The 13,413-nt window shown below is 36.8% G+C and carries 14 protein-coding genes, 1 tRNA gene and 1 other RNA gene; 4 read left to right on the forward strand and 12 right to left on the reverse strand.

Going from position 1 to position 13,413, the window contains the following annotated elements:
• Positions 1-317: 317 nt before the first annotated feature.
• The 7 genes from ACIQLB_RS23925 to ACIQLB_RS23955 all read right to left on the reverse strand — a co-directional run bounded on the left by ACIQLB_RS23925 (position 318) and on the right by ACIQLB_RS23955 (position 5,043).
• Positions 318-590, reverse strand: a complete 273-nt coding sequence (locus ACIQLB_RS23925) for a pro-sigmaK processing inhibitor BofA family protein (protein WP_370048830.1) — start codon at positions 588-590, stop codon at positions 318-320.
• 187 nt (positions 591-777) lie between these two features.
• Positions 778-993, reverse strand: coding sequence for a YaaL family protein (locus ACIQLB_RS23930; protein WP_370048828.1), 216 nt, complete (start codon positions 991-993; stop codon positions 778-780).
• Positions 994-1,006: 13 nt separating this feature from the next.
• Positions 1,007-1,603: a recombination mediator RecR gene (recR, locus tag ACIQLB_RS23935; RefSeq protein ID WP_400731204.1), complete on the reverse strand. Its 597-nt coding sequence runs from the start codon at positions 1,601-1,603 to the stop codon at positions 1,007-1,009.
• Positions 1,604-1,614: 11 nt separating this feature from the next.
• Positions 1,615-1,929, reverse strand: coding sequence for a YbaB/EbfC family nucleoid-associated protein (locus tag ACIQLB_RS23940; RefSeq protein WP_400731205.1), 315 nt, complete (start codon positions 1,927-1,929; stop codon positions 1,615-1,617).
• 21 nt (positions 1,930-1,950) lie between these two features.
• Positions 1,951-3,738, reverse strand: a complete 1,788-nt coding sequence (dnaX, locus tag ACIQLB_RS23945; protein ID WP_400731206.1) for a DNA polymerase III subunit gamma/tau — start codon at positions 3,736-3,738, stop codon at positions 1,951-1,953.
• 246 nt (positions 3,739-3,984) lie between these two features.
• An RNA gene (gene ffs / locus ACIQLB_RS23950) (signal recognition particle sRNA large type) lies at positions 3,985-4,252 on the reverse strand.
• 521 nt (positions 4,253-4,773) lie between these two features.
• On the reverse strand, positions 4,774-5,043 hold the full coding sequence (locus ACIQLB_RS23955; RefSeq protein WP_400731207.1) for a hypothetical protein: 270 nt from the start codon (positions 5,041-5,043) through the stop codon (positions 4,774-4,776).
• Between the two features lie 175 nt (positions 5,044-5,218).
• Here ACIQLB_RS23955 and ACIQLB_RS23960 point away from each other — a divergent pair.
• From ACIQLB_RS23960 to ACIQLB_RS23975, 4 genes are all read left to right on the forward strand, one after another.
• A tRNA-Ser gene (locus ACIQLB_RS23960) sits at positions 5,219-5,311 on the forward strand.
• A gap of 290 nt (positions 5,312-5,601) precedes the next feature.
• A complete protein-coding gene (locus tag ACIQLB_RS23965; RefSeq protein WP_400731208.1) occupies positions 5,602-6,864 on the forward strand; it encodes an ATP-binding protein in 1,263 nt (420 codons plus the stop codon).
• Positions 6,865-7,743 carry a response regulator gene (locus tag ACIQLB_RS23970; protein WP_400731209.1) on the forward strand — a complete coding sequence of 293 codons (879 nt, stop codon included), beginning with the start codon at positions 6,865-6,867 and terminating at the stop codon, positions 7,741-7,743. It abuts the gene before it with no gap.
• Between the two features lie 91 nt (positions 7,744-7,834).
• A complete protein-coding gene (locus ACIQLB_RS23975) occupies positions 7,835-9,109 on the forward strand; it encodes a cation:dicarboxylate symporter family transporter (protein WP_400731210.1) in 1,275 nt (424 codons plus the stop codon).
• Positions 9,110-9,424: 315 nt separating this feature from the next.
• Here ACIQLB_RS23975 and ACIQLB_RS23980 read toward each other — a convergent pair whose 3' ends face one another.
• From ACIQLB_RS23980 to ACIQLB_RS24005, 5 genes are all read right to left on the reverse strand, one after another.
• Positions 9,425-10,051: an RraA family protein gene (locus ACIQLB_RS23980; RefSeq protein ID WP_400731211.1), complete on the reverse strand. Its 627-nt coding sequence runs from the start codon at positions 10,049-10,051 to the stop codon at positions 9,425-9,427.
• A 312-nt stretch (positions 10,052-10,363) separates the two neighbouring features.
• Positions 10,364-11,272 (reverse strand): methyl-accepting chemotaxis protein, encoded by a 909-nt coding sequence (locus ACIQLB_RS24655; RefSeq protein WP_483869709.1) that lies wholly within the window; start codon positions 11,270-11,272, stop codon positions 10,364-10,366.
• Between the two features lie 104 nt (positions 11,273-11,376).
• Positions 11,377-11,904, reverse strand: coding sequence for an LOG family protein (locus tag ACIQLB_RS23995; RefSeq protein WP_400731212.1), 528 nt, complete (start codon positions 11,902-11,904; stop codon positions 11,377-11,379).
• Between the two features lie 104 nt (positions 11,905-12,008).
• The gene (locus ACIQLB_RS24000) at positions 12,009-12,677 is read right to left on the reverse strand and encodes a deoxynucleoside kinase (RefSeq protein ID WP_400731213.1); all 669 of its coding nucleotides are present in this window, start codon (positions 12,675-12,677) and stop codon (positions 12,009-12,011) included.
• Positions 12,674-13,312, reverse strand: a complete 639-nt coding sequence (locus ACIQLB_RS24005) for a deoxynucleoside kinase (protein WP_400731214.1) — start codon at positions 13,310-13,312, stop codon at positions 12,674-12,676. The genes ACIQLB_RS24000 and ACIQLB_RS24005 overlap by 4 nt, the downstream gene beginning before the upstream one ends.
• Positions 13,313-13,413: the final 101 nt, after the last annotated feature.

A 13,413-nucleotide genomic window follows, 5' to 3' on the forward strand; every position in this document is an offset into this window, starting at 1 on the left:
TGAGCCAGGATCAAACTCTCCATAAAAAGAAATTTGATTAGCTCAAATTGTTTTGCTGGCATCATGTTTGATGTCCAAAATTTTGTTTCGTTCACTAACTCAAGGTTAGCTACTAAAAACTTTATTGATTACGTTTTGCTTGTTCAGTTTTCAAGGTTCATTTCGTTACCGTTTCTCCAACAGCAACTCTTATATAATATCACGTTGCGCACTCGATGTCAACAACTAAATTATTTAACTTAAAATTTACTTGTTTTTCAACAGTTATCTTAACAACTCTTATTACTATATCACAATATTTTTGTTTTACAAGTATTTTATAAAAAAAATATTAAAGCAGTTATTCCTAGTACACCCGGAATACCTAATATTGCAATTGTGAACACTGAAAATAGATTAATCGGTACATTATAGCCAGCATACCCTATGCCTAAGTGAATAATGAATAATAGTAGAAAGGCAAAAGCAAATCTAAACCAAAACACAGACATTCCTTCTAAAATTTTACCCATCTTGGCATGTCTTATTATTATATAAAGAAAAAGAAGCACTACAGGCACACAAAAGCTCATAATTACTAACCACGACATATGGTTTCCCCCTTAACAGTATAATTATGAAAGTTTATGTTCCCTGTTGTGCTTCTATGAGTATCAATTACGCCTCGGCATAATTGCGTCCGGAGGTTTTAGGCCAACAGATGTTTTTTGTGTGAAAGCGCAGTGCTGACGCTTCACTTTCGCTACCAAAACACTTGCTGAAAGAAGTTAAAAACTATTATTTAATTAATACTCTCCGAATTCTAGCTTCCTTGAATAAATAAAAATGTATACTCTCCGCTGCTTTCTTTTGAGCAATTACTTCTAAATCATAGTCATCTAGTAGTTCTTCAATTATCTTTGCCTGCTGTAAATCTTCTTTTGTTTCTTTTATAAGACTCACAAGCTTGTCGTCGAATTCTTTTTTTAATTTTCCCTTACTGCGGAAGAACATATTAATCCCTCACTCACAATTCTCGGCGACCTTCCATTGCCTTCGATAACGTTACTTCATCTGCATATTCTAAATCTCCACCTACTGGTAGTCCATGAGCAATCCGTGTTGTTCGAATGCCAGATGGCTTCACTAAACGAGAAATATACATAGCTGTTGCTTCGCCTTCAATAGTTGAATTCGTAGCTAAAATAAGCTCCTGAACAACCTCATCTTGCAAACGAACTAGTAGGGAAGCGACATTAATATCTTCTGGACCAATACCATCCATAGGTGAAATAGCTCCCTGTAATACATGATACATACCATTGAAATCACGCATTTTTTCCATCGCAATTACATCTTTTGTATCTTGAACAACACAAATAATAGAATGATTTCGTTGTTTGTCCGTACAAATATGGCATGGATCTACATCAGTTATGTTGCCACACACGGAGCAGTAGCTTAAATTTCGTTTAGCATCAATTAATGCCTTTGAAAAGGATAAAACGTCATCCTCTTTCATTGTTAATACAAAAAACGCCAGACGAGCCGCGGTCTTCGGCCCGATACCTGGCAATTTCATAAAACTATCAATCAGTTTCGATATTGGTTCTGGGTAGTACATTTATTTACCTCCTAGAATGGAAGGTTCATGCCTTGAGTGAATTTACCCATTGTTGCATTTGTCTTTTCATCTACTTTTTTCAATGCTTCATTTACAGCAACAACGATTAAATCTTGTAGCATTTCGATATCGTCTGGATCTACTACTGATGGATCAAGATTTACTTCTACGATTTCACGTTGGCCAGTTACATTTACTTTCACCATACCCCCACCAGCAGAACCTTCAAATTGCTCTGCATTCAAAGCCTCTTGAGCCTCCATCATTTCTTTTTGCATTTTTTGCATTTTTTTCATCATACCTTGCATATTTCCCATTCCACGCATAAACATATTCCTCCTAAATGATTAGTCTTCAACAATTTCAATGAAATCTTTACCAAACAGCTTTTCTGCTTCCGTCACTAGTGGATCTTGTGAAGCAAGTGGTTGAGCATCGTCGATAAACGGCCCTTCCGGCATTTCTGCCGGAGGTGGTTCTAATAATTCCATTTCATGATCAGTTTCATCCTGAGATTTTTTCTGCTGCTGTAAGCCGTGATCACGAATAAACTCTTCACGTAATTTTAACCAAGCATCTTCAGGCGTACAAAGCATTTCGTACATAATACCAGTTTGCCCTGCAATTAATTGTGTGAATTGAGCTTTTAGGGATTGATTATCAGCAACCATTTGACAATGAATATCATACTTGAATTTTAACACAAAAGCACTTGAAGATGCCGCAACAGGTTCAGCCTCTGCTAAAAGAGCTGATTGAGATTTTTGCATTTGGCTTAATGCCTGTGCCCAAACCGATTTGATACGTTGTACATCTTGCTTTGTAGCATCCTTTAGTATCTCTTGAATACGGCCTGTTGGTGCTTTATAGCCATTTGGACTTTTAGCTCGTGGACGTTGCTCTTTTGGTGCTTGCGTCGTTTGCATCGAAGCACCAGCTTGCAATTGAGCTGATAGTTGTTGCACCATCTGCTCAAGTGCCACGATTTTTTGAGCGAGTTCAGGGCTCATAGCGACCTCACCTGAAGTCGTAGTTTGACCAATTGCACCACCCGAAAACTGCACCATTTTAAGTAACGCTGTTTCTAAGTAAATCTTTGTATGGTGGGAGAACCGCATTTCTTGCTGTGTTTTCGCTAAAATATCAATGTAGCCATATAGCAAATCCGGTGCAAAATCATGCGCTAATGTAAATACTCGCTCCTCCGGTGATACTAGTTCTAATAATTCGGCCAGATCCTCACTTGTTTGCAGTAATAATAAGTCCCGGAAAAATGTAATTAGGTCCTCTGAAAGACGAAGAGGATCTTTTCCATCCGCAATAAGCTGTTCTAATAACGCAAGCATTTGCGCGACATCTTTTGCTTTTAGAGCTTCTGCTAATTCATAGAAAACTTCCTGACTGATAGAACCTGTAACAAGTAATGTGTCCTCAAGCTTCAACTTTTCTCCGCTGAAGGATACAACCTGATCTAATAAGCTTAAGGCATCACGCATACCACCAGCTGCTGATTGTGCGATGACCTTCAAACCTTGTTCCTCAAATGGTAACTCAATATCCTCTAATACAACTTTCATGCGCTCAATAATATCATTGGTTGAAAGACGCTTAAAATCAAAGCGCTGACATCGCGAAATAATCGTTGCGGGCAATTTATGGGGCTCTGTCGTTGCTAAAATAAATACAGCGTGAGAAGGTGGTTCTTCTAATGTCTTTAAAAGGGCATTGAAAGCACTTGTAGAAAGCATATGCACTTCATCAATGATATACACTTTATATCTGCTACTTGCAGGGGCAAATCGAACTTTCTCAATGACGTCACGTATTTCTTCAACGCGTGAATTAGACGCCGCGTCAAATTCAATAACATCTGGGTGAGAGCCCTCTGTAATGCTTAAACAAGTAGCACATTCATTACAAGGCTCTTTTGATGGTGCATGCTCACAGTTTAAAGCCTTTGCAAAAATTTTAGCTGTACTTGTTTTCCCAGTACCACGTGGGCCGGAAAATAAATAAGCATGTGTTGTTTTATTCGCTAGGAGAGCATTTTGTAGCGTTCTTTTGACATGTGCTTGACCGGACATTTCTCGGAATGATTGCGGTCGATACACACGATAAAATGCTTGATACGTCAATGATTTCCTCTCCTCTTCTTCATAATATAGAATAGTTCTATTATAGCATTTGCTTCATTATTTATAAAATAGTGTTATCGCTTTTCTAAAAATTCGGGACGATCTCTCACTTCCCATAGCGAAGGTTGATGTGAATCTCCCTTAAACTTTCTGGAGAGTGCCCTTCCATTCCAACAAACATTGTAAAATCATAAAAAAACGCATCCGCCTTTTGTAGACGGATGCGTTTGAATTGGCAATTTAATGCCGTGCACCTTTCTTCGACAGCCGCACATAAGCGTTACTCTTGTCGTTAGCTCAGATTAGGCAACCCCGCGGCACATGAATAAGACCACTTAATGCTGCTTCCTTCCGGACCTGACATAGTTCATGGGTATCCATTGCGCAGGACCCAATCGTCAACACTACGTGCAAAAGGCAGACCAAACAATACGGACAGCCTCGAAAAAGGAATTCAGTCTCGCTAGAGCGGATTGCGAGTTACAGGACACCGCTACCTTCCCACCTAGCACGGCAATAACTAGTATACTTACTGTTTTCATAAATTGCAACTCAATACACATAATATTTGTGTGGAATATTCTATCAGCACTGTAAATAAGAAATTATTAATCAATTACGCCTCGGCAGAATTGCGTCCAGAATCGGCTTTGTACTTAGGCCAGCGGATGTTTTTTGTGCGAAAGCGCAGTGTTAACGTAGCAACAGCAGCAACAGTCATTGAAAAAGTTGACCACTCACTAATTCCCCACTTTCCCAATAAGCCCACTCTTCGCAACCCGCACAGTAGCTTAAAACTACATGATTATTAGTAAAAAAACCATTAATGCTATTTACTGACGTACCTGCTTCTAAATCTTCCTGAATAAAAACAGTTTCTTTTTTTGTCCACCTACATAGTTATGAGCCACGAGAAGGATATATTTTGGCGTTTAAATTGTTTCGAGGTAGTTTTATATGGGGCGCCCATAAAAACAAAAATTGTATGCCCTCTCCGTCACTTATCATGCTACAACGTGTATAAAAATCTATATATTATTGCTTACAACACGAATTTGCTTTGTCAATATCCCTTTTTCTTACAAACACAGATCCTTGATTATCAACTACATAGTCTATATTATTTTCATCTAACTTCTCTAATAATGCTCTTTGTGACTCTTTTGTTAAATTTTCAAATTCAGCAAAAAGAGTTACTACTCCTTCAGTGAAGGTTCCTCTTCCTTTTTCTAACTCATCATGATTGCTACATCCATTCAATATACTCAAACTTAAAATAATATATAAGAAGTGTTTAAATTTCATAAATTATCCCCCTTAAAATTCCTATATAATACTTATATTTAATCTCTATTATTTAATCTCTATTATATAAAAATTATGTTTTGACCGCTGAAATAAGTATTAAAAAAATGTTGACGTGATTTTTAAAATATGATAAATTAAATCTTGTCGATAAGACAACGCAACAAAACAACATGGAGGTATACCCAAGTCTGGCTGAAGGGATCGGTCTTGAAAACCGACAGGCGGGTAACACCGCGCGGGGGTTCGAATCCCTCTACCTCCTCCAGTTTTAAAATTCCGACTACGAATGTAGCCGTTTTTTTTTGCTTAAAATTTTATGTAACATTTTCTAGATGCCACTTCCACTTAGGTTGTGGTATTTTTTATTGTAAATTATGATTTTAGAACCATGAAAAATCTATAGCGTTATTTCATCTAGACAAATGCGCTTTCGTTTCAAGATCGTATTCCGCCTCAACGTAACATCAAAAGTAGTGGTACAATTACCTTTATTGCAAACACGCAAACGAGCTCTTTTAGGATATTGCTCGTTAATATTAATTAGGGAGGATTTCTATGCGCTCGAAATTTTACATATCTCGTGCTTCCCTCACTTGGGTTTTCATAATTGCTCTGTTAACTGCTATCGGTAGTGAGATTAAAATAATGCCTTTCGCTGATACACCTTTTCGTTTCGGATTAGGAAGTATTATTTTCTTTTTATGCACTCTGCTTAGACCTACACCTATCATTTTGGCTGGATTTTCTACAAGCATCGTGACAACCGTTTTTCGAGTTATCATTAATTACACTTTACATGATGTTCCATTCATCGATAGTTTACTAATACATTTACCTGCTGCTGCTTTTTATATTTTATTTGCAATATGCCTACAAATTCTAAGCATTCATCAATATAGAGAAAAACCACTATTGCTTGGATTGCTAGTTGCGTTTAGTGAAGTATTCAGTAATTTAGTGGAACAACTATTTCGTTTTCTAATAAATTCTTACACTTTTTTACTCCTTCATGATTTACTTATACTATTAGCAGTTGCTTTATTACGTAGTTTTTTTGTTGTTGGTATTTATAGTTCCATTTTAATTGCTGAGCAAAAAAAACGTGTTCAGGAAATGCTTACGATCGGCTCAGATTTATATGTTGAGACACTTTATTTAAAAAAATCTATGAACCACATAGAAGCAATTACAGCCAGTGGGTTTGAATTATATCGACAATTAAAATCGCTAGGTTATCGTGCAGAAAGTTTACAGGCACTTCATATTGCCCAGGAAATTCATGAAGTGAAGAAGGATTCACAACGCATTTATGCAGGTATTTCTAAAATTGTTGGTGAAAAGAGCTTTGGCTCCCTGAGATTGTCAGAATTATTACATTATATTAAAGACGGAAACAGTAAGTACGCTGATTTTCTCGGGAAAGAAATTGAGTTTAACATAAATATCGAAATCAATTTTCAAACGAAAGAACATATTGCATTGCTTGCACTTTTGAATAATTTAACAGCTAATGCTATTGAATCAATTGAGGATCAAGGTATCATTTCTATTGCCATTCAGCAGCAACAGGATGATACTGTAATAACAGTATGTGATAATGGGACGGGCATTCCGCAAAGTAATCTCTCTATTATTTTTGAACCTGGATACACCACAAAATACAATGTAGACGGTGTCTCAGCAACAGGTATTGGGCTTTCACATGTTGTTGAATTAGTAAATAAATTAAATGGCTCAATATCCGTTGAATCAAACAATCAAAACACGATGTTTAAAATTGCAGTTCCTACGCAAACTATTCAAACGGGAGAGACTTAAATGAGGTATTTTATTGTAGATGATGATCGTGCAAGTCGGGTCATGTTAAAGCAAATTATTGAAGATGGTGGCTTAGGTACAGTTATTGGCGAAGCACGCAATGGTGAGGACGCCATTCCACAAATTTTAATGACACAGCCAGAATTTGTGTTGATTGATTTACTTATGCCTAAGCTCGATGGGATAGCAACAGTCGAGCACCTTATTCAAAATCGTTTCGAAGGACAATTTGTCATGATTTCCCAAGTGGTGAATAAGGAAATGGTAGGCGAGGCATATGAGCATGGTATAGATTTCTTTATTCATAAACCTATAAATCGTATTGAGGTTGAGAATGTTTTACGTAAAACAACTGAACAATTTCGCCTAAAAAACTCATTGCTTATTATTCGCCAATCACTTACAAATATTGATCTAAGTGAACAAATAAATCATAAAGCAACGTCACGTGATCATATTCAATCCATCTTAAATGATATGGGTATCGTTGGTGAGATCGGAAGCGAAGATATTATAGCTATCATTGAGACATTACTTGCTCATCAGCACAAAATTGCACCACTTCCACCATTAAAGGAGCTTTACGAAGAAATTGCAGCTGTCACAAAGGCTACACCAGATGAAATTTTGAAGGAAAGTAAAGCTATTGAACAGCGTGTGCGCCGTACTATATTAGCAGCTATGATAAATCTCGCCAATCTAGGTGTCGTGGATTATACAAACTCTGAATTTGAATATTATGCACCTCGATACTTTGACTTTAAAGAAATTCGTCAGCTTATGACTCGGATAGAAGACCACGGAAATCGTAAAGCAAAGGTGAATATTAAGAAATTTATTCAGGTGTTATATTCAGACATTTTAACTAAAGTAAATTAATTTTCTCGGATTTTGTCGGATTTCATAAGTCCTCCGTATTATTAAAGTAAGGCAAGTCCTAAAAATTTTAATATTAGGAGGTACTAAGGTTTTGAAGAAGAAATTTAGAATCAGTTTAGCTACTCAAATTTTAGTCGGTTTGATTTTAGGGATTATTATTGGTGGTATCTTTTACGGAAACCCCAAAATTGAAACATATTTACAACCTCTAGGTGATATTTTCCTTCATCTAATTAAAATGATTGTTGTACCGATTATTATTTCGACTCTAATCGTTGGTGTTGCTGGAACTGGCGATATGAAACAGCTTGGACGATTAGGCGGAAAATCACTTATTTATTTTGAACTTATTACAACAGTAGCAATTGTAATTGGTTTACTTTCCGCAAACTTATTCCAACCAGGCGCGGGTATAAACATGAACGAGCTCTCTCAAGGAGATATTTCGAAATACGTTGCAACTACAGAAGAAGTAAAGCATGAAGGACCATTTGATATTATTGTAGGCATTGTACCGACAAATATCGTTCAAGCAATGTCTGAAGGTAATATGCTTGCTATTATCTTCTTCTCAGTTATTTTTGGTTTAGGGGTTGCTGCCATTGGCGAACGAGGTAAACCAGTATTAGACTTCTTCCAAGGGGTAGCAGATACTATGTTCTGGGTAACTAACCTCGTAATGAAATTCGCTCCAATTGGGGTATTTGGTTTAATCGGTGTAACCGTTTCCAAATATGGATTCGCTTCACTAATACCACTTGGTAAACTTGCTATACTTGTTTATGCAACAATGCTATTCTTTATCTTTGTCGTTCTTGGTCTTGTGGCCAAATTTGCAGGTATCAGTATCTTCTTCTTAATCAAAGTACTAAAAGATGAGCTGATTTTAGCGTTCTCAACAGCAAGTTCTGAAGCTGTGTTACCGCGAATTATGATGAAAATGGAGAAACTAGGTGCTCCAAAGGATATCGTATCCTTTGTTATTCCAACCGGTTACTCCTTTAACTTAGATGGTTCTACACTGTACCAAGCTATTGCTGCATTATTTATTGCTCAAATGTACGGTATTCACTTAAGCATTGGTGAACAAATTACGTTAATGCTTGTATTAATGGTTACATCTAAAGGTATTGCAGGTGTTCCAGGAGTATCATTCGTTGTACTTCTAGCAACTTTAGGTACTGTCGGCATTCCAATTGAAGGTTTAGCATTTATCGCAGGTATCGATCGTATTCTTGATATGGGACGTACAGTCGTTAACGTAATTGGTAACTCACTTGCGTCATTAGTAATGGCGAAATGGGAAGGCCGTTTCGATGCAGAGAAAATGAAAAATTACTTTAAAGATAATAAGAATTTAGCATAAAAATTAAAAAAATCCTCACGATGTAATGGATGGCATCGTGAGGATTTTTTTATTTTGATCAATTATGCCTCGGCATAATTGCGTCCGGAATCGACTTTGTACTTAGGCCTGCAGATGTTTTTTGTGCGAAAGCGAAGCGACAGCAACAACAACATGATGTTGGTCACTCAGTCGTTGCCGTTCTTAGACTGAGTTCCTTTATTTCAACGGGTGTTTGAACACCCGTTGAAAAGTAGCTTAAATCCGCATTCATCTCACTACCTAAAGAGGAGGGTGACTTCTGTAGCTGACGCTTTGCTTTCGCTACAAAAAACATTAGCTGAAAGAAGTTAATACTTTATCTAAATAAGCAATAATTGATTCTTTTCCATTTACATGTGCTTCTTGTGCACGTATTTCATCCTTTTGGATTTTGGCCTCAGCAGCTGCAACCATACGCTCTGCATCATTCTGAGGCACGACAACAACACCGTCCATATCCCCAATAATATAATCGCCAGGATGAACAGCAACCCCCCCAATAGCAATAGGAACATTTACTTTCCCACCTCCGTTTTTATTGCCAGCTGCTACCGTTGTGCCAAGTGAAAATACAGGAAAGTCTAGCTCACGAATAGCTGCAATATCACGAATAACACCATCAACGACAAATCCCTGTATACCAATACCCTTCGCTAATGAAAGAACAAAATCACCGGCAACTGCACGGTTGGTATTCCCTTTAGCGTCAATTACTAAAATATCCCCTTCTTTAGCAGCTCGAATGGCTTCCAATACTGCACCATTTTCGCCATCTGGTAAACGCACTGTTACCGCACGGCCAGCAATTTTATAATGATCTGCTAACGGTTTAATATCACTACGTAAATTCGTATGTCCTCCTGTTGCATCTGAAACTGCAGTCGTTGGTAAATGCTTAAAACTTACTTCCACCTTTGTCATCTATAACACCCCTATTATGATTTATGAAAGCTTTACACAATTATTGTAAATAAAACTCATCTACTATTTCAATATAAATCAGAAAATTACAAAAATAATACGCTTGAGGAGTATCTATTACAGGCCTTAACCTTTTCTCTAATTCTTGCAATTATTTTTCCTTCTTTATGAAGCGTGTAAAAAAGAGAGAAATAAAATTTAAAAATTGCAATCAATTATGCCTCGGCATAATTGATTGCGTCACCTATAGAGGTGGGGGACTTCTGTACCTGTCGCTACGCTTTCGGTACAGAAAATAATTGCTGAAATAAATTAAATTATTTCGGTAAAATGCCTTGATTGTTCATCTAATGCCTCTGCTGCAGTAGCAATTTCAGCAAAATCATTCGTTGTTACATTAATTTGACCATTTGTTTTTTCAACTTTTTCAGCTATACGTGTGATGCTTTCAGTGACTTGTCCAATCTCTCGCTCTATGCCCTCAACATTATCTTTTACTTCTGAAATAGATTGCTCCACCCTTACAGAAAGTTTTCTAACCTCTTTTGCTACAACATCAAAGCCTCGGCCATACTCACCAGCTCTTGCTGCTTCAATAGCTGCATTTAGTGCAAGTAAATTTGTCTGAGAAGCAATTTCTTGAATGGTCTTCACAATCCCTTTAATTGATTCCGCTTGCTTCTGTAGCTGTGCAAGATTTCTCACATTATCGGCAGATTCTTGTGATACCTCTTTCACTGTTTCCAGTAAATCCTTGTTATTTTGAATACCAGCCTCCGAACGGCTATGAAGCTCTTTGGACATAACCTTTAATGTATCAGCTACACTAACAATTTCATTTTGGCGTTCAGTAATATTTGTTGCAATTTTCGATACGCCAATTACCTTTCTTGAATTATTAGCAAAGACAGGCATATAAGTAGCCTCAAGCCAAACTCTATTTCCCCTTGCATCCATTCTTTCGATTTTATCCTGATAGCTATTGCCAGCAGCTAAGTTTCGCCAAAATTTTCCGTATTCTATGCTATTCGCAAATTCCGTTAAACAAAAATCCTTATGATCTTTTCCTATCATTTCCTCAACTTTATAGCCTAATGTTTTAGCAAAAAGTTCATTTACATAGGCAACTTTATGCTCCATATCAAAACGAATAATGGCTATATTTCGTTCAATTGCCAGCACTACATGATCATCAGTAACTTCTGTATTTATTGTGTGCATAACCTACACCTCTTTCATTGTATTAGCGAACTAAAATTTTTATGGTAATAAACCCAATAAAAATATTTATAAAGATTATTTATTGCAGAAAAAACATGGGTATCTTACCCATGTTTTTTTAAAAATTTTAATACTTCTTCCGATGTAGTAGCTATACGAATAAGTGATTCTTGTTCCGTGCGTATAAAACCTTCCTCGAGCATTTTCTTAAAATGTTGTAGAAGCCCATCATAAAAGCTATTTACATTATATAAAATTACAGGTTTTTCATGTAGTCCAATTTGTGCCCACGTAAACACTTCAAAATATTCATCCATTGTCCCACCACCACCTGGTAAAGCTATAAAAGCATCTGCTAACTCTACCATTTTTGCTTTACGTACATGCATAGACTCAACAAAATAAATCTCTGTTAACGAAGCATGTGCTAATTCCCGCTGCTGTAAATGAGTTGGCATCACGCCAATAACGTCTCCTCCAGCTTCTAATACTGCATCTGCAACTTTCCCCATCAGTCCTGTTTTCGAACCACCATAAACGACACCATGACCATTTTGAGCTAATACAGTTCCTAATTCGGCTGCTTTCTCTGCATAAATTGGGTTTATGCCTAAGCCAGAACCGCAATACACCGCTATTCTTATAACAATCCCTCCTACTCAAAAGACGTGACACAATAGGTTACATATTGTCTCACGTCTTTTGATATTTTTTAATATTAACTTTATTTAACCTTCTATTTACGTAAATGGCTTGTTTGTTTTAGCATATGACTGATGCGGCTTACAATTGATTCAATTGCTTCAGGATTTTTTAATAAATCATAATCATTAATATCTACACGTAGAACTGGGCATGAATTAAAATTATTGATCCAGTTCTCATAGCGGTCATGCATTTCAATCCAATAATCATTCGGTGTTTGTTGCTCCATTGTACGTCCACGCTCTTGAATACGTCCAATTACAGCATCAATTGGCCCCTCTAGATAAACAAGTAAATCTGGATGCGGGAAATACGGTGTCATCACCATTGCATCAAATAAATTTGTATACGTCTCATAATCTGTTGGGCTCATTGTACCTTTGTCATAATGCATCTTCGCAAAAATGCCTGTATCTTCATAGATGGAGCGATCTTGAATAAACCCGCCGCCATATTCAAAGATCCGCTTCTGCTCCTTAAAACGCTCCGCTAAAAAATACACCTGTAGATGGAAGCTCCATTTTTCAAAGTCCTCATAAAATTTATCTAAATATGGATTAGTATCCACCTTTTCAAATGACGTACGGAAATTTAGCGCCTCTGCCAACGCCTTTGTCATCGTTGATTTTCCTACACCAACCGTACCAGCGATTGTAATGACCGTTTGTGGTGGAATATCATACTTCTCTCTCAAATTCATTGTTGCAAACTCCTTTGTTGTAACGTGTCCTTTATTGTTTGTAAAACATATGTCAAATCATTTGGATTTTTTACGAAATCAAGCTGATCACCATTAAATCGAATAATAGGAATTTCAGGATGCATCTTCTCAAAATGTTCGATAAAGGAATGATAATCTGCTACCAGTTGCTCCATGTAATCTCGTGAAATCATTTTTTCAAATTCACGACCTCGCATCGCAATACGTTTCATCAATGTATCAACACTGGCATGTAAATAAACAACTACATTAGGTACAGGCATATCTTTCGTTAATATCTTATAGATTTCCTCGTATTTATCATACTCAGTTGATGCCAATGTACGCTTTGCAAATATCAAATTTTTAAAAATGTGGTAGTCCGCTACAACAGGTTTATCATGCGTTAAACGGAATTTTTTTATATCCGATAATTGTTTATAGCGATTACATAGGAAGAACATTTCCGTCTGGAAGCTCCATTCCTCTATGTTTTCATAAAACTTATTTAGAAAAGGGTTTTCGTCTACTATTTCTTTTAATAGATGGTAATTAAATGTCGCTGCAATCTCTTTAGATAAAGAGGTTTTACCAACACCAATCGGACCTTCTACCGTAACAAATGGAACCGTCACCAGAAGCTCCTCCTTTACGTTCTATGGATTCTATCGTCAATTACCTCATCCTCGAGGTTTTTATAATCAGTGCTTTTCATTGTATCATAGTGAGAAAGTGA

The sequence above is a fragment of the Lysinibacillus sp. NPDC092081 genome (assembly GCF_044755845.1).
GTDB lineage: Bacteria > Bacillota > Bacilli > Bacillales_A > Planococcaceae > Lysinibacillus.

What these genes read in the sequence shown, in the direction of transcription:
- ACIQLB_RS23925 (WP_370048830.1), bottom strand. Translation starts at nt 590, where the DNA reads ATGTCGTGGTTAGTAATTATGAGCTTTTGTGTGCCTGTAGTGCTTCTT.
- ACIQLB_RS23930 (WP_370048828.1), bottom strand. Translation starts at nt 993, where the DNA reads ATGTTCTTCCGCAGTAAGGGAAAATTAAAAAAAGAATTCGACGACAAG.
- recR (WP_400731204.1), bottom strand. Translation starts at nt 1,603, where the DNA reads ATGTACTACCCAGAACCAATATCGAAACTGATTGATAGTTTTATGAAA.
- ACIQLB_RS23940 (WP_400731205.1), bottom strand. Translation starts at nt 1,929, where the DNA reads ATGCGTGGAATGGGAAATATGCAAGGTATGATGAAAAAAATGCAAAAA.
- ACIQLB_RS23955 (WP_400731207.1), bottom strand. Translation starts at nt 5,043, where the DNA reads ATGAAATTTAAACACTTCTTATATATTATTTTAAGTTTGAGTATATTG.
- ACIQLB_RS23965 (WP_400731208.1), top strand. Translation starts at nt 5,602, where the DNA reads ATGCGCTCGAAATTTTACATATCTCGTGCTTCCCTCACTTGGGTTTTC.
- ACIQLB_RS23970 (WP_400731209.1), top strand. Translation starts at nt 6,865, where the DNA reads ATGAGGTATTTTATTGTAGATGATGATCGTGCAAGTCGGGTCATGTTA.
- ACIQLB_RS23980 (WP_400731211.1), bottom strand. Translation starts at nt 10,051, where the DNA reads ATGACAAAGGTGGAAGTAAGTTTTAAGCATTTACCAACGACTGCAGTT.
- ACIQLB_RS24655 (WP_483869709.1), bottom strand. Translation starts at nt 11,272, where the DNA reads ATGCACACAATAAATACAGAAGTTACTGATGATCATGTAGTGCTGGCA.
- ACIQLB_RS24000 (WP_400731213.1), bottom strand. Translation starts at nt 12,677, where the DNA reads ATGAATTTGAGAGAGAAGTATGATATTCCACCACAAACGGTCATTACA.